The sequence below is a fragment of the Paraburkholderia elongata genome (assembly GCF_013177735.1).
GTDB classification, from domain to species: Bacteria; Pseudomonadota; Gammaproteobacteria; order Burkholderiales; family Burkholderiaceae; genus Paraburkholderia; species Paraburkholderia elongata.
This window is the reverse complement of the sequence record NZ_WOEZ01000174.1, coordinates 26,900-52,964: the sequence shown is the minus strand read 5'-3', so window position 1 is coordinate 52,964 and position 26,065 is coordinate 26,900. Positions and strand designations below refer to the sequence as shown.

Genomic DNA, 26,065 nt, shown 5'->3' with positions numbered 1-26,065 from the left:
AACCGTTAGTGACGATAGAAGGAATCTATTCTACGATGGTGAATCGGCGCGGCCCAAGTGCCGGTGCATCCCACTGTCTTTTAAACGCGCTCCATGCGTCTCGCTCATGCCTCCAACTGTCCGATCCGGCGCGATCCGTGCCGACACCGACTCCGCTGAACCGCTCGAACCGCACGACGCACCCGAATCTGACGACGAAAGCGTCGAGGCCGGCGAGGAAAAGCTGCGCTCCGGCATCCAGTCGATCGAAGTCGGGTTCAGATTGCTCGAGGTGCTGACCCACGAACCGCGCGCGATGATGCTGCGCGATCTGGCGCAGCGTGCGGGCATGAGTCCGGCAAAAGCGCACCGCTATCTGGTGAGCTTCCTGCGTCTCGGCGTGGTGGCGCAGGATCCGCTGTCGGGCCGTTACGAACTGGGCGGCTTCGCGTTGCAATTGGGGCTCGCACGGCTTGCCCGCGTCGACGGCGTGAAGCTCGCGCGCATTGCGCTCGCCGAACTGCGCGACCGGTTCGATCTGACGGTGGGCATCGCGGTGTGGGGCAATCAGGGGCCGACGATGGTCCACTGGATGGAATCGAGTCATCCGGCCAAGGCGTCGCTCAGGCTCGGCGACGTGATGCCGCTGCTCAGTTCCGCCACCGGTCTGTTGTTCGCCGCCTATCTGCCGTCGAGCAAGACCGCCGCGATGCTGGAGCGCGAACTGGCCGATTCGCGCCGCTCGTCGCACATGAGCGGTCCGCGCACACGGGAAGAGGTCGAGCGGGTGCTGGCGGAGGTGCGGCAGCACGAAGCGGCGCGCGTGGAAGGCATGTTGCTGCCGACCATCCACGCGTTCTGCATGCCGGTGTTCGATTCGACCGGCGATCTCGCGCTCGGCCTGATCGCGCTCGGTCATGAAGGCGCGTTCGACATCCGCTGGGGTGGCGAGATCGACACGGCGCTGCGCGAATGCGCGCAAAAGCTCTCGTACGAGCTCGGGTATAGTGCGACGCCACGGTGACCCCCGCCGATCCCATTACCGTCCGCCCGTTCGAATTCTTTCGCCCATGTCCTCACCTTCTGCCACACATCGCTCAGATCGCACGCCGCCCGCCGGGCCGCGCGCCGGTTTGCGGGTGTGGCGATGGATCGCGGTTCTGCTGGTGGTGGCCGCCTTGCACTGGATTGCGGCGCAATGGGTCGAGCGCAACCGCGCGACGCTGAATCCATCGGACAACAAGCATGTCCCTGTGCAAGTCGCATTGCTAACGCCCGAACGTATCGAGCGCGAACCCGCCGCCGATGCGCCGCAAGCTGCGGCGCCAGCTCCGGCGCACAAGGCAGTTGCGAGCAAGCCGCGCGAGCATGTACTGACGGCGACGCAACCGGCAAAGCAAACGCCCGCGGTCACGGCTGCATCGGATGCTGCAGGGAGCGCATCGGCCGCTACGAGCACCCCCGATGCCAACGCCAAAGCGGGCGCAACCGCCGCCGGCACGGCCAGCGCCCCCACCGCTGCCAGCGCACCCCAGGCCGCAGCAGGCGTGAAATTCTCCGTTCCGCCATCCGGGGAACTGGACTACGACACGTTCTACAACGGCGTGCGCAACCAGCCCGGCACCATTCACTGGAGCAGCAACGCACAGAGCTACGAAATGGTCGTCTCTGTGCCGCTGCCGTTCGTCGGCACGTTCGTGTACTCGAGCCACGGCCGCATCGACGCATTCGGTCTCGCGCCGGATCAATACGTCGAAAAGCGCGGCCGTCGCCCGGAAGACGTGGCGATCTTCAATCGCACCGACAAAAAGATCGCCTTCACGCGCACCCCGGCCTCGCTGCCACTGCCCGACGGCGCGCAAGACCGTTTCAGCATGGTGATGCAGCTTGCCAGCCTCGTGCGCGGCGACCCTGCCGCCTACAAGCCGGGCGTGACAAGGCAATTCTTCGTGGTCGATAACGACAGCGGCGAGAACTGGCCAATCGAGACGATCGGCGACGAGACCATCCGCACCGCGCAGGGTTACCTCGAGACGCGCCACTTCAAACGCTTGCCTCGGCATGACGGCGATCTACGCCGCATCGACGTGTGGCTCGCGCCGTCGCTCGGCTGGCTGCCCGCGCGAATCATGCAGACCGAGCCGAACGGCACGCAATTCGAACTGGTGTGGCGCGGCAAGCTCAATGCAGACGGCGCCGGCGGTCCGGCCGACAGCGCCGACAGCGCCGACGGCACAAGCGGCTCTAGTGGCTCTAGTGGCTCCAGCGGCGCTGACAGCGGCGGCAATATTTCACCTGACAATCCGGCAAACCAATCGCCCACCGCCAACGCACCCGCAATGACGCCCGAAACCGCCCCCTCTTCACCGGTCGATTCCACCCTTCCCGGCAATCTGCCCGAAAAGCCCTGAACCCGAGTATGGCCTCGAGCAAGTCGCTGAAACTTCCGCGACGTGGCTCACTCGCACCATGAACTTCAATCGTTCGCGCGGCCGCCACGCAGGTATAGTGAAGGCGGGAGAAGCGCGCGCAAACGGCTCTTTCCACTGCGTTCCCCTTCAAGGAGCCCGCATGCAAGTGAAAATCAACGGCATTGAGACGCGCTATGTGCTGAGCAATGAGGGCGGCGGCCCGTGGCTGACGTTCATTCACCAGCTCGGCGGCGATCTGTCTGTGTGGGACCAACTCGCCAGCCATTTCCGTGACCGCTACACCGTGTTGCGCTATGACCTTCGCGGCCACGGCAAGACCGCGGTATCGAGCAAGCCTTTCGGCATTGCCGATCTGTCCCGCGATCTCGCGGCGCTGCTCGATGCGCTCGGCGCACCCACCACGCATCTTGTCGGCATGTCGATGGGCGGCATGATCGCGCAGCAATTCACGTTTGACCACCCATCGCGCGTCGACACCCTGACCCTTGCCGACACCACGGGCGGCACGCTGCCCGAAGGCCGCGCGGTATGGGATCAACGCGCGGCAGCGGCACGCACGGAAGGTATGGCATCACTGGTACCCGCGACATTGAGCCGCTGGCTGACGCCAGATTTTCAGGCCGAGCATCCCGAAACTGTCGACCAGATCCGCGATGTGCTGACCCATACGTTGTCAGAAGGCTACGCAATGGCGTGCGAAGCGCTGCGCGATTTCGATGTACGCAGTAAGCTGGCAACAATACGTCGCCCAACATTGACCGTGGCGGGCCGCCACGACACGGGCACGCCACCTGCGGCAACGCAGGCAATAGCAGACGCCATCGAAGGCGCACAGTTCGAACTGCTCGATGCCGCTCATCTCGCGCCCATCGAGCAATCTCACCGTTTTGCTGCACTGCTTGAAACGTTTCTTGAAAAGCCGGTCTAACCGGTAGGTTCGGAACTTTTACGAGCGTCAATCCGGACCCACCCCTTGAATTCCACACCACAAGCTCCACCTATGGCGCAGGAATGGCCAGGAGCCAACGGAAATAAGGAGTGTCGCCATGCAAATGATCTACAACAGCCCCAACTATTGTGTCGTCGAGTTTCCGCCGCAGGAAGGCCCGCTGGCCATGAAATCAGGAGGCTACGAGATCGTGGACAAGAACATGCAGCGCGAAATCTACATAGACGGTGCAATGGCGGCGAGTTTCCGCGAGCACGTGCAAAAGCTGATCGAAGATGAACCGTCGCTGGATGAGGTAGACGAATTCCTCGGGCAGTTCGACAGCCTGATGCATCAACCGGTGATTCTCCACTAACTGAAGGATTTAACGTAACGGTTTGGCGACATACATCGACCGCGCCGACCGGTTTAGCCGGCGGCCTTTACAAGTCGGTCAGCAGTAATAACGCGGCCCAGCAGGCTTCCACCTGACTGGGCCGTTTTGTTTCCGCCGGTTTGTTTCCGCTGCAGCCGCAGCCGCTATCGCCACGGCACGCGCACCCGGCCGCTCGGCCCGCGCCCGGCGGAACCGCCCCACAGCGGCTACAATGACAGGTTTCCCGAAAAAGCCGGCGCAAGCCCTCGTCCGCCATGAACCAGCCTGCTCAATCCGCCACGCCAGTCCGTCCCGACGCCGCCTACACACGCGGCACGGCGCTGCCCGCGCTGCTCAAATCGCGCATCCTGATTCTGGACGGCGCAATGGGCACGATGATCCAGCGCTACAAGCTCGACGAAGCCCGCTATCGCGGCGAGCGCTTCAAGGACTACGGGCGCGACATCAAGGGCAACAACGAGTTGCTGTCTATCACGCAGCCGCAGATCATCGGCGAGATTCACGAACAGTATCTCGCGGCGGGCGCGGATATCATCGAGACCAACACGTTCGGCGCCACCACGGTTGCGCAGGCCGACTACGGGATGGAAGACCTCGCCATCGAGATGAATCTCGAATCGGCGAAGTTGGCGCGCGCCGCCTGCGACAAGTACTCCACGCCCGACAAGCCGCGCTTCGTCGCCGGCGCCATCGGACCGACGCCGAAGACGGCGAGCATTTCCCCTGACGTGAACGATCCGGGCGCGCGCAACGTGACGTTCGACGAACTGCACGCGGCGTACTACCAGCAGGCGAAGGCGCTGATCGACGGTGGCTGCGATCTGTTCCTCGTCGAAACGATCTTCGACACGCTCAATGCAAAGGCCGCTGTGTTCGCGCTGGACGAACTGTTCGAAGACACCGGCGAGCGCCTGCCGATCATGATCTCGGGCACCGTCACCGATGCATCGGGCCGGATTCTGTCAGGGCAAACCGTCGAGGCCTTCTGGAACTCGCTGCGTCACGCCAAGCCGCTCACCTTCGGTTTGAATTGCGCGCTGGGCGCGGCGCTGATGCGCCCGTACATCGCCGAACTGGCGAAGCTGTGCGACACCTATGTATCGTGCTATCCGAACGCCGGTTTGCCGAATCCGATGAGCGATACGGGTTTTGACGAACTGCCGGCGGATACGTCGGGATTGCTGAAGGAGTTCGCACAGGCAGGCCTCGTGAATATCGCCGGCGGCTGTTGTGGCACGACGCCGGAGCATATTGCGGCGATTGCCAAGGCGTTGGCTGAAGTGAAGCCGCGCCAATGGCCGACTCAATACCGCGACGCAGCCTGAGTCCGGTGGCTCGACGCCGCTCCGCCGCTCTTTAGCTATCGAACCCGACGCACGTAATCGCACGTAAACGCACGCAACCGAACCGCACCTAACGCCATGACCGATCACACCATGCGCCTTTCCGGCCTCGAGCCGTTCAACGTCACGTCCGGGACGCTCTTCATCAACGTCGGCGAACGCACCAACGTGACCGGTTCGAAGGCGTTCGCGCGAATGATCCTGAACGACCAGTTCGACGACGCGATCGCGGTCGCGCGGCAGCAGGTCGAAAACGGCGCGCAGATCATCGACGTCAACATGGACGAGGCCATGCTCGATTCGAAAGCGGCGATGGTTCGCTTTATGAATCTGATCGCGTCGGAACCGGACATCGCGCGCGTGCCGATCATGATCGACTCGTCGAAGTGGGAGGTGATCGAAGCGGGTCTGAAGTGTGTGCAAGGCAAGGCGATCGTCAACTCGATCTCGCTGAAGGAAGGCGAAGAAGCGTTCCGTCATCACGCGAACCTGATTCGCCGTTACGGCGCGGCCGCGGTCGTGATGGCCTTCGACGAGCAAGGCCAGGCCGATACGTTCGAGCGCAAGACGCGGATCTGCAAGCGCTCCTACGATTTCCTCGTGAACGAAGTCGGCTTCCCGCCGGAAGACATCATCTTCGATCCGAACATCTTCGCGATTGCGACCGGCATCGAAGAACACAACAACTACGCGGTCGACTTCATCAACGCGACGCGCTGGATCAAGGAAAATCTGCCGTACGCGAAGATCAGCGGCGGGGTGTCGAACGTGTCGTTCTCGTTCCGCGGCAACGACCCGGTGCGCGAGGCGATCCACACCGTGTTCCTCTATCACGCGATTCAGGCGGGGATGGACATGGGCATCGTCAACGCGGGTCAGCTCGGCGTGTATGCCGATCTCGATCCGGAGTTGCGCGAGCGTGTTGAAGACGTCGTGCTGAACCGCCGTGCAGACGGCACCGATCGTCTGCTGGAAATCGCCGACAAGTTCAAGACCGGCGCCGCGAAGAAGGAAGAGAACCTCGAGTGGCGTAATCAGCCAGTCGAGAAGCGTCTGTCGCATGCGCTGGTGCACGGCATCACCAACTTCATCGTCGAAGACACCGAGGAAGTGCGCGCGAAGATCGCCGCAGCCGGCGGCCGTCCGATCAACGTGATCGAAGGCCCGCTGATGGACGGCATGAACGTCGTCGGCGACCTGTTCGGTCAAGGCAAGATGTTCCTGCCGCAGGTCGTGAAGTCGGCGCGCGTGATGAAGCAGGCGGTCGCGCATCTGATCCCGTACATCGAAGAAGAAAAGAAACTGATGGCCGAAGCCGGCGCCGACGTCCGCGCGAAGGGCAAAATCGTCATCGCCACGGTAAAGGGCGACGTACACGACATCGGCAAGAACATCGTGTCGGTGGTGCTTCAGTGCAATAACTTCGAAGTGGTCAACATGGGCGTGATGGTGTCGTGCAACGACATTCTCGCGAAGGCGAAGGTCGAAGGCGCGGACATCATCGGGCTGTCTGGGCTGATTACGCCTAGCCTCGAGGAAATGGCCTACGTCGCGTCGGAAATGCAGCGCGACGACTACTTCCGCATCAAGAAGATTCCGCTGCTGATCGGCGGCGCGACCACTTCCCGCGTCCACACTGCCGTGAAGATCGCACCGCACTACGAAGGTCCGGTGGTGTACGTGCCGGACGCGTCGCGCTCGGTCTCCGTGGCGTCGAGCCTGCTGTCCGATGAAGGCGCAGCGAAGTACGTCGACGACCTCAAGGCCGACTACGACCGTATCCGCGATCAGCACGCCAACAAGAAGGCCCTGCCCATGGTCACGCTCGCCGAAGCCCGCGCGAACAAGACCAAGGTCGACTGGGCAGGCTACCAGCCGGTCAAGCCGAAGTTCATCGGCCGCCGCGTGTTCAAGAACTTCGATCTGAACGAGCTGGCGAACTACATCGACTGGGGTCCGTTCTTCCAGACCTGGGACCTCGCCGGCCCGTACCCGGCGATCCTGAACGACGAGATCGTCGGCGAATCGGCCCGCCGCGTGTTCTCGGACGGCAAGTCGATGCTCGCGCGCCTGATCCAGGGCCGCTGGCTGCAGGCTAACGGCGTGATCGCGCTGCTGCCGGCCAACACGGTGAACGATGACGATATCGAGATCTACACGGACGAATCGCGCTCGGAAGTTGCGCTCACGTGGCGCAATCTGCGCCAGCAAAGCGTGCGGCCGGTGGTGGACGGCGTGATGCGGCCCAACCGCTCGCTTGCCGACTTCATCGCGCCGAAGGATTCGGGCGTGGCCGACTACATCGGCATGTTCGCGGTCACGGCGGGTCTGGGCGTCGACGTGAAAGAAAAGCAGTTCGAAAAGGATCTCGACGACTACAGCGCGATCATGCTGAAGGCGCTCGCCGACCGCTTCGCCGAAGCCTTTGCGGAAGCGATGCATGCCCGCGTGCGCCGCGATCTCTGGGGCTACGCGAACACCGAGACCCTTTCGAACGACGACCTGATCGCCGAAAAGTACCACGGCATCCGCCCGGCGCCGGGCTACCCGGCCTGCCCGGACCACCTCGTGAAACGCGACATGTTCGACGTGCTGCAAGCCACTGAAATCGGCATGAGCGTAACCGAGTCGCTGGCCATGTTGCCGGCGGCGAGCGTCTCCGGCTTCTATCTGGCACACCCGGACAGCACCTATTTCTCGGTCGGCAAGATCGGCCAGGACCAGCTGGAAGACTACGCAAAACGCATGTCGTTGTCGAAAACAGACGCCGAACGGGCTCTCGCGCCTTTGCTGTAAGCCTTGCGGGGCGGGAAACCTACTATATCGGGCACGCTAGACTGAATATTTGCGGCAGTGCAATTTTCGGCTTTGTAGACTGAAATAGCTTCAACCCGCCAGACGCGGCCAAAACGCGTCGGCTTATCAAATTGCAATCGTCAACGGAGAAAATCGTATGAAGAAGCTGACGCTGTTATTGACTGCTGTTTCGCTCGCCGCAGGCGCCTCGGTCGCGCTGGCCCAGCCCGCCAGCTCGGTGAGCTCCTATTCGCCGCCTACGGAAAAACACGTCAAGAAGCCCAAGAAGCAGAAAATGAAGAAGGGTGCGTCGGCACCGATGGCTGCACCGGCGGATGCCGCCAGCCAGTAAGCAGGTTCGTGAGACGGGCCGTTAAGACCCGTGAAAGACAAAGAGCCCGCTGATGCGGGCTCTTTTCATTGGTGCGCACGGGTCCGTGCCACCAGGCGCGGCGAACGCCACCGCTGGCGGACCGCTCCGGAATCAGAGACCCCAGAGGATATCCAGGTTTTCCTTCTGCGCGGCGCGCAACATGTCGAGGAACGGGAACGCGCGCTGGGCGAGTCCCGGTGGAATCTCATGATGTTCGTGGCCGTCTTCGCCTTCGTGGAAATGGCCTTCGTGCTCGGCACGTTCCTGTTTGTCGACGCTGATTGCCGCTTCGAGCTTGGTGATCGCAACGTCGAGTTCGTCGTGGGTGATCACGCCACGCTCACCAAGGCGCTTGCCGACAATGCCGACGAGGTACTGGGCAAGATTCTCCAGCATCACCACATCCGGGTAGGCCCGGCATTTGAAAGTAATCAGCATGACTGTTCCCTTTTTCGTTATGTTGGATCGACGCGCGAGCGGCTGTAAGCTAGCCGCCGGCGCGCGTTTCGTTGACACGCCGATCAGGCACGGCGGCCACGGCCCTTGGTGGGCATCTCATTGAACATATTAGCACCTGCTAAAATCCGTCTGGACGGAAAAGCGCGCCGCAATGCGCCGCGCGCGGCGTAGCGCAGGTGGCGTGGCTGGGCCGTTGGCCGAAACCGCTTGCCGCCGCGCCAGGCCGCAGCTGCAAGCGCCTCGGCATGTTGCCGCGCACCGCGCTAACCGCGTTGCACGCTACGTGCCTGATGACGCCCCGAAGCGCCCGGCACGTCCCGGCCGGTGCATCGCCGCTTTCCACGCTTCTGACGAATCGGCTGCGCCTCGCGCGCGGCCGCCGCTTCTTCGGCATCACCGGATTGCCTCACTGGACTCGCAACAAGCATGCTGCCTGCACATAAACATACCCTCGAAACCCTGCTCGCCGACACGGTGAAGCAGGTTGCTGACGCAACCCAAGGCGCGAGCGAAGCCGCCTTCGTCTCGCCCACGATCACGCTGGAGCGCCCCAAGGTGGCCGCGCACGGCGACGTCGCCTGCAACGTGGCGATGCAACTCGCCAAGCCGCTGCGCGCCAACCCGCGCCAGCTGGCGCAACAGATCGTCGACGCGCTGCTCGCGCAGCCGCGGGCCTTGGGTCTGGTGGATGCCGCCGAAGTGGCCGGCCCCGGCTTCATCAACCTGCGTCTCGCGGCGGCCGCCAAGCAGGCGGTGATCGCCGCCGTGTTCGCCGAAAAGGATGCCTTCGGCCGTTCGCAGCGCGACGCCGGCAAGCACGTGCTGATCGAATTCGTCTCGGCCAACCCGACCGGCCCGCTGCACGTCGGCCACGGCCGCCAGGCCGCGCTCGGCGACGCGCTTTCGAACGTGCTGGCCTCGCAAGGCTATGACGTGCACCGCGAGTTCTATTACAACGACGCCGGCGTGCAGATTCACACGCTCGCCGTGTCGACGCAGGCGCGCGCCCGCGGCCTCGCCCCCGGCGACGAAGGTTGGCCCGCCTCGGCGTACAACGGCGAATACATCGCCGAGATCGCGCACGACTATATGAACGCCGTCACCGTCGCCGCGAGCGACGGCGAACCCGTCACGGGCGCGCGCGACATCGAGAATCTCGACGCGATCCGCCGCTTTGCTGTCGCCTACCTGCGCCGCGAGCAGGACATGGACCTGCAGGCGTTCGGCGTCAAGTTCGACCAGTACTATCTCGAGTCGTCGCTGTACAAGGAAGGCCGGGTCGAGAAGACCGTCGAGGCGCTGATCGCCGCCGGCAAGACCTACGAACAGGAAGGCGCGCTGTGGCTGCGCACCACTGACGACGGCGACGACAAAGACCGCGTGATGCGCAAGAGCGACGGCACCTACACGTACTTCGTGCCGGACGTCGCCTATCACGTCGCCAAATGGGAGCGCGGCTTCACCAAGGTCATCAACATTCAGGGCTCGGACCACCACGGCACGATCGCGCGCGTGCGCGCCGGCCTGCAAGGCCTCGGCATCGGCATTCCGAAGGGCTATCCCGACTACATCCTGCACAAGATGGTCACGGTGATGCGCAACGGCGAAGAGGTGAAAATCTCGAAGCGCGCCGGCAGCTATGTGACGGTGCGCGACCTGATCGAATGGTCGGGCGGCGCAACGCCGGGCTCGGAAGCCGCCGTCGACCTGATCGACGAAGAGACAATTCGCCGCGGCCGCGACGCCGTGCGCTTCTTCCTGATTTCGCGCAAGGCGGATACGGAATTCGTGTTCGACATCGACCTGGCGCTGAAACAAAACGACGAAAATCCGGTGCACTACGTGCAGTATGCGCATGCGCGGATCTGCTCGGTCATCGCCGAATGCAAGGCGCGCTACAGCACGGACGAGAGCACGCTGGCGGAGGTGGACGTATCGCCGCTCACCAGCGAACGCGCCATGGCCCTGCTGAACAAGCTCGCCGAGTTCCCGGACATGCTGGAACACGCCGCCGACGAACTCGCGCCGCACGCGGTCGCGTTCTATCTGCGTGACCTCGCCGGGGAATTCCACTCGTTCTACAATGACAGAGCCGAACGCGTGCTGGTCGACGACGCTGCCGAGCGCAATGCGCGCGTCGCGCTGCTTGCGGCCACGCGCCAGGTGTTGGCCAACGGTCTCGCGACGATCGGCGTCTCTGCTCCCGTCAAGATGTAAGTCCTCCGGCGCAACATGCACGCGGCCGTCGTTATAATCGACGGCCGTTCCAGGATTCTTTTTGCAGGTGATTCATACGATGGCAAAACCACGCCGCACAACAAAGCAATCGCAATCGAAACAAACCGGGGGGACTTTTCTCGGCATCGTGCTGGGCCTGATCGTCGGTCTCGCGATCGCGGTAGTGGTGGCGCTGTATATCACCCGTGCGCCTACGCCGTTTGTCTCGAAGGTCGCGCCGCCCGCTACGCCCGAAACCGGCGCGAGCCAGGGGCAGCAATACGACCCGAACCGTCCGCTGCAAGGCAAGACGCCGGGCCAGCCGGTGCCGCAAGCCGCGCAACCGGCGCCGCCGAACACCGCGCCGGGCCAGACCAACTCGCAGACGCAGTCCGGCATGCTGGAAGAACCGCAGATCGTCGAAGTGCCGCCGTCGAGTGGTAATGCGAACGGCACGGCAGTCCCACCGAAGCCCGCGCAGGATAACGGCAACGGCACGGCCACCGCACCGGCGAAAAAGCCGCAAAGCTCCAGCGCACCGGCCGCCACCGCGGCAGGCTCGGCGCCGAAGAGCACGGCCACCACGGCTGCCAACGCCAAGCCGGGTTCGGGCGCGGCGCCGACAGCGGTTGACGCGAACACGGGCTACTTCCTGCAAGTGGGCGCCTACAAGACCTCGGCCGACGCCGAGCAGCAGCGCGCGCGCCTCGCCTTCCAGGGCTTCGAATCGAAGGTCACGCAGCGCGATGCAGGCGGCGTGACGTACTACCGTGTCCGTATCGGCCCGTTCTCGAAGTTCGAAGACATGAACTCGAGCCGTCAGCGTCTGTCCGACGCGGGCGTGGATACAGCCGTGATCCGCTTTACGAAGCAATAAGCAAACAATAAACAAACGGTGATTTGCCGGAACGCGCCGCCGCCGAACTATCGGCGTGCGGCGCGAGTCACAAGCACAACCGACAAGCACAACGGACGACTAGAACGTCTAACGCCGACATTGATAACGGTGACGGGCATTTGCGTGGCGCCACCGCTTTACCGCCTAATTGGGTCAACAAAACATGAAAAAATTGCTGAGCATTCTGTTCCTCTCGCTGGGCCTAGTTGCCGCCACGGCGCATGCATCGCCGACCGCACCGGTTTCCGGCAAGGACTACACCGTGCTGTCCACGCCGCAACCAACGGACGTGCCGGCCGGCAAGATCGAAGTCACCGAATTCTTCTGGTACGGCTGCCCGCACTGCAATGAATTCGACCCGTTCCTCGAAGCATGGGTGAAGAAGCAAGGTCCGGACGTGGTGTTCAAGCGCGTGCCGGTTGCGTTCCGCGACGACTTCATTCCGCACTCGAAGATGTATCACGCACTCGACGCACTCGGCCTGCAGCAACAACTCACGCCGAAGGTTTTCAATGAAATCCACGTCAACAAGAACTACCTGCTGACGCCGGAAGACCAGAGCAAGTTCCTCGCGAAGAATGGCGTCGATCCGAAGAAGTACATGGACGCCTACAACTCGTTCTCGACGCAAAGCGCGTTGCAGAAGGATAAGAAGCTGATGGAAGACTACAAGATCGACGGCGTGCCGACGCTGGCCGTGCAGGGCAAGTATGAAACCGGTCCGGCTGCGACCAACAGCCTGCCGGGTACGACCCAGGTACTCGACTACCTGGTGCAGCAGATCCGCGCCAAGAAGATGTAAAGCCGAGGCGCCGGAATGAGTTCACCCCTGAAGGTTTTCATTACCGGCGCATCGAGTGGCATCGGCCTCGCGCTCGCCGCCGAATATGCGCGGCGCGGCGCGATTCTCGGCCTGGTTGCCCGCCGCGGCGACGCCCTCACCGCCTTCCAGCAGTCCCATCCGCAGAATTCCATCTCCACCTATTCCGTCGACGTCCGCGACGCCGAGGCGCTCGCCGAAGCGGCCGCGCAGTTCATCGCGCAGCACGGCTTGCCGGACGTCGTGATCGCCAATGCCGGCATCAGCCGGGGCGCGGTCACCGGGCACGGCGATCTGCGCACCTTCCGCGAAGTGATGGATATCAACTACTTCGGCATGGTTGCCACCTTCGAGCCGTTCGCCGCCGCGATGATTGCCGCGAAGAAAGGCACGCTGGTCGGGATCACCAGCGTCGCCGGCGTGCGTGGCTTGCCGGGGTCTGGCGCGTACAGCGCGTCCAAGTCAGCCGCGCTCAAGTATCTGGAAGCGTTGCGCGTCGAGATGCGGCCGCTGGGCGTCGGCGTGGTCACCATCGCGCCCGGCTATGTGCGCACGCCGATGACCGAGCACAACCCGTACAGGATGCCCTTCCTGATGGATGCCGAGCGTTTCGCCGTGAAGGTCGCGCAGGCGGTCGAACGGCAAACCGCATTTGCGGTGTTCCCGTGGCAGATGCGCATCGTGGCGATGCTGCTGCATGTGCTGCCGCGCCGGCTCTACGACTTCGCCTTCGAACGCGCGCCGCGCAAGCCCCGCGCCGCCGCCGAGTAAATCATGCAGCCGCGTGCGGTCGATGCAGCCGGCGTCGCGCACGAAATGGGGGGCGCCCATGCGTCGGGCGTCGATACGCGGGGCGCCAGTGCGCGCATTGTTTCGCTGGTGCCAAGCATCACGGAACTGCTGTTCGCTTTAGGGCTCGACAGTCAGATCGTCGGGCGCACCGGTTTTTGCGTGCATCCGCGTGACAAGGTGCGGCAGGTGCGCAAGGTCGGCGGCACCAAGGCCGTCAATATCGACGCAATTCGTGCTTTGCGTCCCACCCATCTGATCGTCAATATCGACGAAAACGAGCGCGATACCGTCGAGCAATTGCGCGCGTTCGTGCCGCATATCGTCGTCACCCATCCGCAGACACCGCAGGACAATCTCTCGCTGTACTCGCTGTTGGGCGCCATCTTCGACCGCGCGCAAGAAGCGCAGCGCTTGAGCGAGGCGCTCGAAGCGCGTCTGCACGAGGCCGCCACGCAGGCGTTTCCCAGGCAAAACGTGCTGTATCTGATCTGGCGTGAACCGTGGATGACGGTCGCGCGAGATACCTATATTGCCGCGATGCTGCGGCTTGTGAACTGGCAGACGCTGCCTGCCGTAGAAGGCGGAGTGGTCGGCGCCGCGCGTTATCCCACGTTCGACTTCGACCACGCGCCGTGGCTTGCCGGCGTCGATCGTATCCTGCTCTCCAGCGAGCCCTATCGCTTTACGCAAGCACATTGCGACGCGCTGAAGCGCGATCCGCGTCTCGCCGGCAAGCGCATCGAGTTGATCGATGGCGAACTGGTGTCGTGGTACGGCGTGCGCGCGATTGACGGCATCGCGTATCTGCTCGGGCGCGCGGCCGCGTCGTGAGCGCCGACACCTTGCGCTCGCACTGAGCCGAGCCACCGCGCCGCTCAGCGCTACCGACGAGCCGCGCCCCTGCACACCAACTCCCGCTGTCCATATGGATATGCGGATTAAATTGTTGTCGCCGCAACCACCCTTCGATAAGCTTTCGCGAAGGCCGAGATGTGCATGTACGGCAACAGCCAAACCATGCGCCAGCGCCGGAAACGTATCACAATAAAGACGACGGCCAGACCGGTCGCCACCCGTCAACGGAACATAACCACACAACCAGACGCACTGCCTGACTGCGCTTGTTATGGGAGATCCTATGCGCTTCAAACTGCTCGCAGCCGCCGTACTGTTCACGGCGCCCGCGCTCGTGCTCGCCAAACCGCTGACCGTCTGCACCGAGTCGAGCCCCGACGGTTTCGATGTCGTGCAGTTCAATTCGCTTGTTACGACCAATGCGTCGGCCGATGTGATCTTCAATTCGCTGGTCTCGTACGACGAGGCCGCGAAGAAAGTCGAGCCAACGCTCGCCGACAAGTGGGACGTGAGCGCCGACGGCCTCACCTACACGTTCCATCTGCGTCCAAACGTGCAGTTCCAGACCACCGACTATTTCAAGCCCACCCGTGCGCTGAATGCCGACGACGTCGTCTTCACGTTCGACCGGATGCTTAACGACAGCAATCCGTGGCACAAGGTGGCGGGCGCGAGCGGCTTTCCGCACGCGCAATCGATGGGCTTGCCGAAGCTCATCAAGTCGATCAGCAAGATTGACGACAACACCGTCAAGTTCGAACTGAACGCGCCGGACGCGACCTTCGTGTCGATCCTGACGATGGGTTTCGCCTCGATCTATTCGGCTGAATACGCCGACCAGTTGCTCAAGGCCGGCAATCAGGTCGACCTGAATTCGAAACCGATCGGCACCGGTCCGTTCGAATTGAAGAGCTACACCAAAGACGCGGTGATCCGCTACGACGTGAACCCGACATACTGGGGTCCGAAGCCGAAGATCGACCGCCTGATCTATGCGATCACGCCGGACGCCACCGTGCGCGCGCAAAAGGTGAAAGCGGGCGAATGCCAGATCGCGCTGTCGCCGAAGCCGCAGGATCTCGCCGAAGCGAAGGGTGACAAGTCGCTCGCCATCGTGCAGACGCCGGCGTTCATGACCGCCTTCGTCGCACTGAATACGCAGAAGAAGCCACTCGACAATCAGAAGGTGCGCGCCGCCCTGAACATGGCGTTCGACCGCACCACGTACCTGAAGGCAATCTTCGACAACACCGCGACACCGGCCGTGAATCCGTATCCGCCGAACACGTGGAGCTACGACAAGGCTGTCAAGGCGTGGCCGTACGATCCGGCAAAGGCGAAGAAGCTGCTCGCGGATGCGGGCTATCCGAACGGCTTCGAAACGACGATCTGGGTGCGTCCGAACGGCAGCGTGCTGAACCCGAATCCAAAGGCCGGCGCCGAATTGCTGCAAGCCGACTTCGCCAAGATCGGCGTGAAGGCGGATGTGAAGGTGATCGAATGGGGCGAATTGATCAAGCAGGCAAAGCTTGGCCAGCACGACACGCTGTTCATGGGCTGGGCCGGCGACAACGGCGATCCGGACAACTATCTGTCACCGCTGTTCAGTTGCAATGCAGTGAAGTCGGGCATCAATTTCGCGCGCTTCTGCGATCAGGATCTGGACAAGCTGATCGCCGACGGCAAGACAACGCCCGATCAGGCCAAACGCGCGAAGGCGTATGAACAGGCGCAGCAGATCATCCACGATCAGGCGCTGTGGATTCCGCTGGGTTACCCGACGGCGGCGGCCATCACGCGCACGACTGTGAGCGGCTATCACGTGAGTCCGTTCGGACGACAGAACTTTGGGACGGTGGCGGTGCAGTAAAACAACTGCGTTACGCCACGCTCGAAGTTGAGTAAGGAAACAGACCCGCTGCAATGCACCGGGTCTGTTTTTTTTTTACTCATACCAGCCGCCGCATAGCGCCGGCCCCATGACGTCATTGCCCGATCAGCGCTTCGGCCGCGAATACGCCAGAGAAAACCGACGTCGCGACGCCGAATCCGGGATACGTCGTCTGGCCTGCCAGGTACAGCCCATCCACTGGCGTGACGTGCGGAAACTGTTGGTCGGGGCGCGCCGCCGGAGACAGGCCGTAGACCGCGCCGCCGAACAGGTGCATACCTTCCGCGTAATCCTTCGGGCTGGTGATGCGCTTCGTTGCGATGGCGAGCGGCTGATATCGAGCGAGTGCAGCAATGGCGGCGTCGGCTGTCGCTGCCTTGGTTTCCTCAGACCATGCGTCCAGCGGCAGATGCTCGTCCACTGCAGTGAACATCTCGACGATGCTGCCGCCCGACGGCGCCAGTTCAGGCATAGGCTGAGTGGGAACGGTGTAGTTGAACCATTCGATGCGGCCTGGTTGCGGCGCCAGCAGGCGCTGTTGCTCATCCATCAGCGGGATGTGGTTCACTGAGTGAGCAGCGGGTTGCAGAGAATTGGTCAGCCCCAGTTGAATACTCAGCGTGCGGTGCGACAACGGTGCGCGCTGCACCCGGCGTTGCATCGCGCGAGGGACGTTGGCCGGCTCGATCAGACGACTGAACGTGCTCATGCCGCTGGCCGTCGAAATGACGGCATCCGCCGCAATGTCCTCTCCGTTCTCGAGAGTGAGCCCGCGCGCACGTCCTCCTTCTATGCGGATTCTGGCGACGGGTGTGCTGGTGTGCACCTCACCGCCGAGTTGACGGAAGGTAGTTTCCAATACACGGCTGACCGAACCCATACCCCCTTCCGGCAGATGGAGGCCGTCCTCCAGCAACGAGATCAACCCCACGATCAGGAACACCGGCGTGCGGTCGGCAGGCAGACCGGTGTAGAGCGTCACCGCGGCGAGCGCGGCACGCGCTTGCGGATCGCTGAAGCTGCGCTTGAGTTCATCGGCGAAGTTGCCGCGTAGCTTGGGAAGGTGGCGCCATGCCTTGGAGATCACGCGCGCGATGGACATCGGCTGCGTCAGGAGGTCATCGATGAAAATCTTCAGCAGCGGATTCCATTTACTCACGCAGCGTTCGATCTCTGCCTGCAGCGTCGCCGTGCGCGAATCGCCGCGCTCACCGTCGACGCGCACACGATGCCGGTCGCCGAGCGTAATTTTCGTGCCGTCCGGTAATACCGACGCTTGCGGCGTGGCAATGCGGCGCAGCGGCAGCAGCGCCGAGCGATCCAGTCCCAGGCGCGCGAAGGCGTGATCCAGCAAGCGGGGAACGGCGACGAACATCGCACCGTTGTTGAAGGTATAACCGTCTACGTTGCTGGTAGAGCAACACCCGCCGAGCGTGTCGCGCGCTTCGAACAGCTTGACGCGAACACCCTGGCGGGCCAGGTGAATGCCGGCTGCAAGACCGGACGCGCCACCTCCAACAATGACGACATTGTTTGGCTTCATCGCATGCCTTAGGATCGGTTATTCGAGTTTTGTTGCAAACCGAATCACCCCATCCGCATCCTGCTTGCGCTTCAACTCACCCGCGAGCCACAGCAGATGCAAGTGCGCCAACGCCTCGCCCATCGCAAACGTCATCTGGTGAATGTCGAGCTGGCGCTTGAACATGAGCGGCACGATATCCGCGGCGCTTTGCGGCTTCTCGGCACATGCCTCGCGCACTTCAGCCAGACGCGCGTCATGATGCTCACGCAATTGCTTGATGCGCGTACGCACACCGCGGAACGGCTTGCCATGCGACGGCAGCACGAGCGTGTCTTCGGGCATCGTCTCGTAGCGGCCGAGCGATTCCAGATACAGCGCGAGCGGCGTGCCTTCCGGTTCCATGTCGAACACCGAGACGTTGGTCGAAATTCGCGGCAGCACCATGTCGCCGGAGATCAGCGTGCCGGTCTCTTCGCAATACAACGCGCAGTGTTCCGGCGAATGGCCGAAGCCGGTCACCACCCGCCACGTCTTGCCGCCGATCTTCACGCCATCCGCTTCGCGCAGGCGGCGGTACTGGCCAGGAATCGCCGGCACGAGGCTCGAGTAGTAGCTCGTGCGATTACGCAGCTTCTCGAGCGACACCTGATCGTTCAAACCATGGCGCGCAAAGTGCCGTGCCGCGCCCTCGCCGCCTGCATTCGAACCGTCGCCGGCCGCCATCACGCGTGCCTGCATGTATTCGCCGAGTGTCATCCACAACCGCACGTCCCAGCGTTTCTTGTCGCCGCCGCTGCAAATCCAGTGCGCGAGGCCGATGTGGTCCGGATGGCAATGCGTGACGATCACGCGCAGCACCGGCAGGCCGTCGAGCACGGAGTCGAACACTTTCTCCCAGTTCTCCTTGATCGTGTCCGATGTAATGCCGCAGTCGACTATCGTCCATCCTTGCTGACCGTCGATTTCATCGCGCAGCAGCCACAGATTGATGTGATCGAGTGCGAACGGCAGCGGCATGCGCAGCCAGAACACGCCGGGCGCGACTTCCATCGCATGGCCCGCTTCGGGCAAAGTGTCGTTGAACGGGTAGTCGAGTTGATGTTCGAGTGCATTCATTGTGGTTGTCTTCCTCCGTCGGCCGTCCGGCATGGCGAGGTATGCGATGCCGGACGACGTGGTTGCGGCCCGGTCGGGACATACCGGTGCCGTATTGCGCCGTAGTTGCGTTTCGATCAAGTTGACGATAACGTAAACGTCGATTCTATCGTTCAATCCGATTTTCTGCCCGGTCACGGGATGCCCCGATGAACACGCAATACACGATCACCGAGCTCGCGCGGGAATTCGACGTCACGCCGCGGGCAATCCGCTTCTATGAAGATCAGGGTTTACTCTCGCCCAGCCGCGAGGGTTCGAGCGGCTTGCGGCGCGTCTATTCGGGCCGCGACCGAACCCGCCTGAAGCTCACCTTGCGCGGCAAGCGGCTCGGCTTCACGCTGTCGGAAATCCGCGATCTGCTCGATGTCTATGAGTCGCCAACCGACACCGTGCCGCAATTGCACGCCTTCCTGGCCACGGTGGCGCGCCATCGCGACGTGCTCGAACGTCAGCTCGAAGACCTGAACGCGACGCTCGAAGACCTCGCGCAATACGAAGCCCAGGCGCGTGCGCTGCTGGAGAGCGGCGCACGCGGGACCAGGTCCGCTAGGTCCGCCTAAGCCCACCCGGACGATACAATCACGGGTGTCTTCACGACATGGGACGAATGCACGGTCGACATGAATCACTTCCCCAAACTGTTGTCGTCGCAGATCGGCTTTGACGTCGCCCAGACGATGCTCGAAGGATTCGATCGGCACTACCGGATTTTCCGCGACGCCGCGATTCATGCCAAATCGCTCTTCGAAGCTGCCGACTGGCATGGCCTGCAAACGCTGGCGCGCGAGCGCATTACCTCGTATGACGATCGCGTTGAGGAATGCGTCGAACTGCTCGAAGACGAATACGACGCCGAAAATATCGACGACGAAGTGTGGCAGCAGATCAAGCTCCACTACATCGGCCTCCTGACCACGCACCGCCAACCCGAGTGCGCGGAGACGTTCTTCAATTCGGTGTGCTGCAAGATCCTGCACCGCTCGTATTTCAACAACGACTTCATTTTCGTGCGCCCGGCGATCTCGACCGAATACATCGAGAACGACGAACCGGCGGCGAAGCCGACCTATCGTGCGTATTACCCCGGCAAGGACGGTCTTGCCGCGACGCTCGAGCGCATCGTCACCAACTTTCAGCTGGAGCCGCCGTTCGAGGATCTGACGCGCGACGTCGCGTGCGTGATGCAGGCGATCCACGACGCGTTCGGCGTGTTCGACGAAGCGCCCAACTTCCAGATTCACGTGCTCTCGTCGCTGTTCTATCGGAACAACTCGGCGTATATCGTTGGACGGATCATCAACGGCGATTTGCTGTTGCCGTTCGCAGTGCCGCTGCGCCATGTGAAGCCGGGTGTGCTCGCGCTCGATACGGTGCTGCTCAAACGCGATCAGTTGCTGATCATCTTCAGCTTCTCGCATTCGTATTTCCTGGTGGACATGGAAGTGCCCTCGGCTTACGTCGAGTTTCTCGGCACGATCATGCAGGGCAAACCGAAGGCGGAAATCTATACGTCGGTGGGTTTGCAAAAGCAGGGCAAGAATCTGTTCTATCGCGATCTGCTGCACCATCTGAAGCATTCCAGCGATCAGTTCATCATCGCGCCCGGCATCAAGGGACTGGTGATGCTGGTGTTCACGCTGCCGTCGTTCCCGTATGTGTTCAAGCTGATCAAAGACCACTTCCCGCCGCCGAAAGAAACCACGCGCGCAAAGATCAAGGAAAAGTATCAGCTCGTCAAACGGCATGACCGCTTGGGCCGCATGGCCGACACGCTCGAATATTCGAGCGTGGCGCTGCCCATTTCGCGGCTCGACGAAGCACTGGTGCGCGAGCTCGAAAAGGAAGTGCCGTCCTTGATCGAACACGACGGCGACAACCTGGTGATTCGCCACATGTATATCGAACGCCGGATGGTGCCGCTCAATCTGTTCCTGCATAGCGGCACCGACGATGACGTCGATCACGGCATCAAGGAATACGGCAACGCGATCAAGGAATTGATGCAGGCGAACATCTTCCCTGGCGACATGCTGTACAAGAACTTCGGCGTGACGCGTCATGGCCGCGTCGTGTTCTACGACTACGATGAAATCGAATACCTGACTGAATGCAACGTGCGCGCGGTGCCGGCGCCACGTAACGAGGAAGACGAAATGTCGGGAGAGCCGTGGTACTCGGTCGGCCCGCACGACATTTTCCCGGAGACGTACGGCACGTTTTTGCTCGGCGACCCACGCGTGCGCCGGTCCTTCATGCAGCATCACGCGGACTTCTTCGATCCAGCGCTCTGGCAACGGCACAAGGATCATCTATTAAAAGGCGAACTGCCCGACTTTTTCCCGTACGACAGCAGCGTGCGCTTCTGCAACCGCTATCCGGAACGATTCGCCGATACGGCGTCCGGACAATCGGAGAACCAGGCAGACGAACGCACCGTGCGGGTGGCGTAAGCCTCATGCGCCGCCCGCATCGTTGACTGCATCGTCCGAACCGTATGTAACGACATCGACCGGTCAATCGGTCGAGCAACCGCCCAGACTCATCATGAATACGAACGCTTCTCCCGCTGCCAATCCGCTGGCTCATCTGTTCGACAACAACGACGCGTGGGTGGCCCGCAAGCTGTCCGAAGATCCGGAGTACTTCTCGCGCCTCGCGCACCAGCAGACACCCGAATACCTGTGGATCGGCTGTTCCGATTCGCGCGTGCCGGCCAATCAGATCATCGGCCTGCCGCCAGGCGAAGTGTTCGTGCACAGAAATATCGCGAACGTGGTGGTGCATACGGATCTGAACTGCCTGTCGGTGATCCAGTTCGCCGTCGATCTGCTGAAGGTCAAGCACATCATGGTGGTGGGTCACTATGGCTGCTCGGGCGTCGGCGCGGCGCTGCACGGCCGGCGCGTGGGTCTCGCGGATAACTGGTTGCATCATGTGCAGGACGTTCGCACCAAGCACGCTGCGTTGATCGAAGAATGGCCGCTCGGTGAGGCGCGCCATCGGCGTCTGGTCGAACTGAATGCGATCGAACAGGTCATGAACGTATGCCGGACCACCATTATCAACGATGCGTGGGCACGCGGCCAGGAACTGACCGTGCACGGCTGGGTGTATGGCGTGCATGACGGCAAGGTGCGCAACCTCGGCATGACGATTAGCGAGCCTGCCGCGCTAGATGCGACCTATAAGAGCTGCGTCGCCGCGGTGTCAGCCAGCGGCGCGCATAAGGCAGACAACGACATGGTCGCCGCCGATGCGGCCCAGCTCGGCGATGTGCCGGCTATCGTCGAAGGTGTGATCAAGGAGTTTAAAGATGAATGAGACACGCATGAGTGAGACAAACATGAGCGAGACAATGTCTGATCCGATCGTAATCGTCGGTGTGGCCCGCACGCCGATGGCGGCATTCCAGGGCGATTTCGCTTCGCTAACCGCGCCGCAGTTGGGCTCGGTTGCAATCGAAGCCGCCGTGCAACGCGCCGGCTTGAAGCCGCAGCAGATCGACGAAGTGGTGATGGGTTGCGTGCTGCCCGCCGGCCTCGGCCAGGCGCCCGCGCGTCAGGCCGCACTCGGCGCCGGCTTGCCATTGAGCACCGGCAGCACCACGGTCAACAAGATGTGCGGCTCCGGCATGCGCGCGGCGATGTTCGCGCACGACATGCTGGCCGCGGGCTCGGTCGATGTGATCGTCGCGGGCGGCATGGAGAGCATGACGAACGCACCGTATTTACTGCCCAAAGCGCGTAACGGTATGCGCATGGGCCACGGCCAGGTGATCGACCACATGTTCTACGACGGTCTCGAAGACGCCTACGAAAAAGGCCGTTTGATGGGCACCTTCGCCGAGGAATGCGCGGCGTCGTTCGACTTCACGCGCGAAGCGCAGGATGCGTTCGCCGTCGAGTCCCTGAATCGTGCGAAGCGCGCGAATGAAGACGGCTCGTTTACATGGGAAATCGCGCCGGTGAAGGTGGAGAGCCGCAAGGGCGACGTGACCATCGATCACGACGAGCAGCCGTTCAAAGCGAACCTCGACAAGATTCCGACGCTCAAGCCTGCGTTCAGCAAAACTGGCACGGTGACGGCGGCGAACTCGTCGTCGATTTCCGACGGCGCCGCGGCGCTCGTGATGATGCGTGAATCGACCGCGAAGCGTCTCGGTGTCGAGCCTCTTGCTCGCGTGGTCGGTCACTCTACCTTCGCTCAAGAACCGGCGAAGTTCACCACCGCGCCGGTCGGTGCGATCCGCAAGCTGTTCGAGAAGAACGGCTGGCGCGCCGACGAAGTGGATCTGTATGAGGTCAACGAAGCGTTCGCGGTGGTCACGATGGCCGCGATGAAGGAACATCATCTGCCGCATGACAAGGTCAACGTGAACGGCGGCGCCTGTGCACTCGGCCATCCGATCGGCGCATCGGGCGCACGCATTCTCGTCACGCTGATCGGCGCGTTGAAAAACCGCGGTCTGAAGCGTGGCGTCGCGACACTGTGCATCGGCGGTGGCGAAGCGACCGCGATGGGCATTGAGCTGGTTTGAACTGGTTTGACGCGCTGTTTACAGCCGTTTGAGAGCTTGAGGTGATTCGATGAAGACAGTGTTGATCGTCGGTGCATCGCGCGGGATCGGCCAGGAGTTTGTGCGGCAATACAAGAAGAGCGGCTGGCGCGTGCTCGCCACCGCGCGCGACGGCGTTGCGCTCGACGCGCTGAAAGCGCTTGGCGCGGAGACCTTTTCACTCGACGTCACCGCGCCCGAAGAAATCGCCGCGCTCGGCTGGAAGCTCGACGGCGAACAGCTCGACGCGGCGGTGCTGGTGTCGGGCGTGTACGGCCCGCGCACCGAGGACATCGAAACGATCACGGCCGAAGACTTCGACCAGGTCATGCACACGAATGTGCGCGGTCCGATGCAGTTGATGCCGATCCTGCTGCCGCTCGTCGAAGCAGCCGGCGGTGTGTTCGCGGTGATTTCGAGCAAGATGGGCAGTATCGGTGACGCAAGCGGCACGACCGGCTGGCTGTATCGAGCGAGTAAGGCTGCGCTCAACGACGCGCTGAAAGTCGCCTCGCTGGATACAACGCGCGCAACGTGTATTTCGCTGCACCCTGGCTGGGTGCGCACCGACATGGGTGGCGCGCAAGCGGCGATCGATCCGGCGCGCAGCGTCACCGGCATGCGTGAAGTGCTCGCGCAGGCAGCGGCCGCGCGTGAAGCGTTCAACGGCCGCTTCTATCAATACGACGGCACGGCGCTCGACTGGTGAGGCGACACATGGGGAGACTAACGAGGAGACCGAGCCATGGTGCTTGATCAGGATCACCTGATGGTCCGCGATGCGGTGCGCACGTTCGTCCGCGAAGCGGTCACCCCGCACGCGGCGCAATGGGACCGCGAGCGCATCTTTCCGAAGGACGTACATCGTCAGCTTGCCGAACTCGGCGCGTATGGCGTGCTGGTGCCCGAAGCGTACGGCGGCGCCGGCATGGACGCGCTAGCGCTCGCGCTGATCCTCGAGGAAATCGCGGCGGGCGACGGCGGCACCTCGACTGCGATCTCCGTCAACAACTGCCCAGTGTGCAGCATTCTGCTGACCTATGGCAACGAAGATCAGAAACGCGACTGGCTCACGCCGCTCGCGCGCGGCGAGATGCTCGGCGCGTTTTGTCTGACCGAGCCGCAAGCGGGCTCGGACGCATCCGCGCTACGCACCACCGCGACACGAGATGGCGACGGCTACGTGTTGAACGGCGTCAAACAGTTCATCACGAGCGGCAAAAACGGCAATGTCGCGATCGTCACGGCCGTGACCGACAAAGCGGCGGGCAAGCGCGGCATCAGCGCATTTATCGTGCCGACCGACACGAAGGGGTACGTCGTCGCGCGAGTCGAAGAAAAGCTTGGCCAGCATTCGTCGGACACCGCCCAGATTATTTTTGAAGATTGCCGCGTGCCGGCCGCGAATCTGATCGGCGCAGAAGGCGAAGGCTATCGGATTGCGCTATCGGGGCTCGAAGGCGGGCGCATCGGTATCGCGGCGCAGAGCGTCGGTATGGCGCGAGCCGCGTTCGAGGCGGCATTAGGCTATGCGAAGGAACGCGAGAGCTTCGGCCAGCCGCTGTTTTCGCACCAGGCCGTGCAATTCCGTCTCGCTGATATGGCGACCCAACTCGAAGCCGCGCGCCAGTTGATCTGGCACGCGGCTTCGCTGAAAGACGCCGGCCAGCCCTGCCTGACCGAGGCCGCGATGGCCAAGCTGTTTGCCTCGAAGGCCGCCGAGCGCATCTGCTCGGCAGCCTTGCAGATTCATGGCGGCTACGGTTATCTGAGCGACTTCCCTGTCGAGCGCATCTATCGCGATGTCCGTGTGTGCCAGATTTACGAAGGCACCAGCGACATCCAGAAAATTTTGATCGCGCGCGGTCTCGGCTGAAAGTCTGATGAATAAGCCATTGTTGTCAACGCAGCGACCGTCCGACTGTCCATGCGGCGGCGCCGCGCCCGATCAGCGCAGCGGGGCCAAACCGCCCCGTTTCGCACAATGTTGCGGCCGCTACATTGATGGCGGAGAAACCGCGCCGCGCGCGCTCGAACTGATGCGCTCGCGTTACAGCGCGTATGTTGTAGGCGCAACGGATTATTTGCGCGCGACCTGGACGCCGCACACCTGCCCCACCGATCTCGACGCCGACCCTGCTGCCCCGGACGCGCCGCGTTGGCTCGGACTGCAGATCAAAGCCTTCACTGAAACCAACGCCGATCATGCGACCGTCGAATTCGTCGCACGATACAAGGTAGACGGGCGCGCCCACCGGCTGCACGAGCTGAGCCGCTTCGTCCGCGGGGAAGATGGATGCTGGCGCTATGTCGACGGTGACGTGAGTGAATAAGCCGTACCTTCCACAGCCTTACACAACCCAACGACGCAGATAGCGCCGTGATCACATATGGCCCTCAAACGAGGGCTTTTTTTCGTGTTGGCTCGACACCACAGCGCGTATGTTGCGACAAATTACTTCGTGCAGCCAAGCACCGTGTGACGGGCGCTTTGCAGCCTCTCGGGGGGGCGAACACTCCCTGATCCGCACGCGGCAATTTTTGCGTCGCGGGTTCTCCTTGATTGCACAAAACAAAATTGTCGTGCCAGGATGAGGCCGTAGGTTTGTGACGCCACATTGCGAGAACAGGTCCATACCGGTTCCGC

General features: G+C 62.5%; 23 protein-coding genes. 20 read left to right on the top strand and 3 right to left on the bottom strand.

The features are described from left to right. Nucleotides 1-106: 106 nt before the first annotated feature. The 7 genes from GNZ13_RS29305 to GNZ13_RS29275 all read left to right on the top strand — a co-directional run bounded on the left by GNZ13_RS29305 (nucleotide 107) and on the right by GNZ13_RS29275 (nucleotide 8,227). Entirely contained in the window at nucleotides 107-1,003 is an 897-nt protein-coding gene (locus GNZ13_RS29305; RefSeq protein WP_172171078.1) for an IclR family transcriptional regulator, read from the top strand. 46 nt (nucleotides 1,004-1,049) lie between these two features. Then, nucleotides 1,050-2,390 (top strand): DUF3108 domain-containing protein, encoded by a 1,341-nt coding sequence (locus tag GNZ13_RS29300; protein ID WP_172171076.1) that lies wholly within the window; start codon nucleotides 1,050-1,052, stop codon nucleotides 2,388-2,390. A 160-nt stretch (nucleotides 2,391-2,550) separates the two neighbouring features. Then, the gene (locus tag GNZ13_RS29295; RefSeq protein ID WP_172171074.1) at nucleotides 2,551-3,339 is read left to right on the top strand and encodes an alpha/beta fold hydrolase; all 789 of its coding nucleotides are present in this window, start codon (nucleotides 2,551-2,553) and stop codon (nucleotides 3,337-3,339) included. Between the two features lie 118 nt (nucleotides 3,340-3,457). Continuing rightward, entirely contained in the window at nucleotides 3,458-3,715 is a 258-nt protein-coding gene (locus tag GNZ13_RS29290; RefSeq protein ID WP_028198981.1) for a BTH_I0359 family protein, read from the top strand. 275 nt (nucleotides 3,716-3,990) lie between these two features. Beyond that, nucleotides 3,991-5,061: a homocysteine S-methyltransferase family protein gene (locus GNZ13_RS29285; protein ID WP_172171072.1), complete on the top strand. Its 1,071-nt coding sequence runs from the start codon at nucleotides 3,991-3,993 to the stop codon at nucleotides 5,059-5,061. A gap of 96 nt (nucleotides 5,062-5,157) precedes the next feature. Next, complete coding sequence (metH, locus tag GNZ13_RS29280) at nucleotides 5,158-7,875, top strand: methionine synthase (RefSeq protein ID WP_172171070.1); 2,718 nt, start codon at nucleotides 5,158-5,160, stop codon at nucleotides 7,873-7,875. 157 nt (nucleotides 7,876-8,032) lie between these two features. Next, nucleotides 8,033-8,227, top strand: coding sequence for an acid-shock protein (locus GNZ13_RS29275; protein ID WP_120297461.1), 195 nt, complete (start codon nucleotides 8,033-8,035; stop codon nucleotides 8,225-8,227). A 132-nt stretch (nucleotides 8,228-8,359) separates the two neighbouring features. On the opposite strand, the gene GNZ13_RS29270 is transcribed toward GNZ13_RS29275, so the two are convergent. Then, nucleotides 8,360-8,686, bottom strand: coding sequence for a DUF1840 domain-containing protein (locus GNZ13_RS29270; protein ID WP_172171068.1), 327 nt, complete (start codon nucleotides 8,684-8,686; stop codon nucleotides 8,360-8,362). A gap of 447 nt (nucleotides 8,687-9,133) precedes the next feature. Here GNZ13_RS29270 and argS point away from each other — a divergent pair, with 447 nt between their 5' ends. The 6 genes from argS to GNZ13_RS29240 all read left to right on the top strand — a co-directional run bounded on the left by argS (nucleotide 9,134) and on the right by GNZ13_RS29240 (nucleotide 16,159). After that, nucleotides 9,134-10,924, top strand: a complete 1,791-nt coding sequence (gene argS / locus GNZ13_RS29265; protein WP_172171066.1) for an arginine--tRNA ligase — start codon at nucleotides 9,134-9,136, stop codon at nucleotides 10,922-10,924. Between the two features lie 61 nt (nucleotides 10,925-10,985). Continuing rightward, nucleotides 10,986-11,801: an SPOR domain-containing protein gene (locus tag GNZ13_RS29260; RefSeq protein ID WP_172171064.1), complete on the top strand. Its 816-nt coding sequence runs from the start codon at nucleotides 10,986-10,988 to the stop codon at nucleotides 11,799-11,801. Nucleotides 11,802-11,985: 184 nt separating this feature from the next. Next, entirely contained in the window at nucleotides 11,986-12,624 is a 639-nt protein-coding gene (locus GNZ13_RS29255) for a thiol:disulfide interchange protein DsbA/DsbL (protein WP_172171062.1), read from the top strand. Nucleotides 12,625-12,639: 15 nt separating this feature from the next. Continuing rightward, a complete protein-coding gene (locus GNZ13_RS29250) occupies nucleotides 12,640-13,413 on the top strand; it encodes an SDR family oxidoreductase (protein WP_172171060.1) in 774 nt (257 codons plus the stop codon). 3 nt (nucleotides 13,414-13,416) lie between these two features. Beyond that, nucleotides 13,417-14,265 carry a cobalamin-binding protein gene (locus GNZ13_RS29245; RefSeq protein WP_172171058.1) on the top strand — a complete coding sequence of 283 codons (849 nt, stop codon included), beginning with the start codon at nucleotides 13,417-13,419 and terminating at the stop codon, nucleotides 14,263-14,265. Nucleotides 14,266-14,572: 307 nt separating this feature from the next. After that, nucleotides 14,573-16,159, top strand: a complete 1,587-nt coding sequence (locus tag GNZ13_RS29240; RefSeq protein ID WP_172171056.1) for an ABC transporter substrate-binding protein — start codon at nucleotides 14,573-14,575, stop codon at nucleotides 16,157-16,159. A gap of 115 nt (nucleotides 16,160-16,274) precedes the next feature. Here GNZ13_RS29240 and GNZ13_RS29235 read toward each other — a convergent pair whose 3' ends face one another. Further along, nucleotides 16,275-17,723: a phytoene desaturase family protein gene (locus GNZ13_RS29235; RefSeq protein ID WP_172171054.1), complete on the bottom strand. Its 1,449-nt coding sequence runs from the start codon at nucleotides 17,721-17,723 to the stop codon at nucleotides 16,275-16,277. 18 nt (nucleotides 17,724-17,741) lie between these two features. Further along, nucleotides 17,742-18,821, bottom strand: coding sequence for an MBL fold metallo-hydrolase (locus GNZ13_RS29230; protein ID WP_172171052.1), 1,080 nt, complete (start codon nucleotides 18,819-18,821; stop codon nucleotides 17,742-17,744). Nucleotides 18,822-19,009: 188 nt separating this feature from the next. On the opposite strand from GNZ13_RS29230, the gene GNZ13_RS29225 reads away from it, so the two are divergent. The 7 genes from GNZ13_RS29225 (at nucleotide 19,010) to GNZ13_RS29195 (ending at nucleotide 25,751) form a co-directional block, all read left to right on the top strand. Continuing rightward, nucleotides 19,010-19,423 carry a MerR family transcriptional regulator gene (locus tag GNZ13_RS29225; RefSeq protein WP_172171050.1) on the top strand — a complete coding sequence of 138 codons (414 nt, stop codon included), beginning with the start codon at nucleotides 19,010-19,012 and terminating at the stop codon, nucleotides 19,421-19,423. A gap of 60 nt (nucleotides 19,424-19,483) precedes the next feature. Continuing rightward, a complete protein-coding gene (gene aceK, locus GNZ13_RS29220) occupies nucleotides 19,484-21,313 on the top strand; it encodes a bifunctional isocitrate dehydrogenase kinase/phosphatase (RefSeq protein ID WP_172171048.1) in 1,830 nt (609 codons plus the stop codon). A 94-nt stretch (nucleotides 21,314-21,407) separates the two neighbouring features. Beyond that, the gene (gene can / locus GNZ13_RS29215) at nucleotides 21,408-22,184 is read left to right on the top strand and encodes a carbonate dehydratase (RefSeq protein WP_172171046.1); all 777 of its coding nucleotides are present in this window, start codon (nucleotides 21,408-21,410) and stop codon (nucleotides 22,182-22,184) included. 7 nt (nucleotides 22,185-22,191) lie between these two features. Further along, a complete protein-coding gene (locus GNZ13_RS29210) occupies nucleotides 22,192-23,400 on the top strand; it encodes an acetyl-CoA C-acetyltransferase (protein WP_172171044.1) in 1,209 nt (402 codons plus the stop codon). A 49-nt stretch (nucleotides 23,401-23,449) separates the two neighbouring features. Then, on the top strand, nucleotides 23,450-24,127 hold the full coding sequence (locus tag GNZ13_RS29205; protein WP_172171042.1) for an SDR family oxidoreductase: 678 nt from the start codon (nucleotides 23,450-23,452) through the stop codon (nucleotides 24,125-24,127). A gap of 36 nt (nucleotides 24,128-24,163) precedes the next feature. Beyond that, nucleotides 24,164-25,294 carry an acyl-CoA dehydrogenase family protein gene (locus GNZ13_RS29200; protein ID WP_172171040.1) on the top strand — a complete coding sequence of 377 codons (1,131 nt, stop codon included), beginning with the start codon at nucleotides 24,164-24,166 and terminating at the stop codon, nucleotides 25,292-25,294. 7 nt (nucleotides 25,295-25,301) lie between these two features. After that, nucleotides 25,302-25,751 carry a YchJ family protein gene (locus GNZ13_RS29195; RefSeq protein ID WP_172171038.1) on the top strand — a complete coding sequence of 150 codons (450 nt, stop codon included), beginning with the start codon at nucleotides 25,302-25,304 and terminating at the stop codon, nucleotides 25,749-25,751. Nucleotides 25,752-26,065 lie beyond the last annotated feature (314 nt).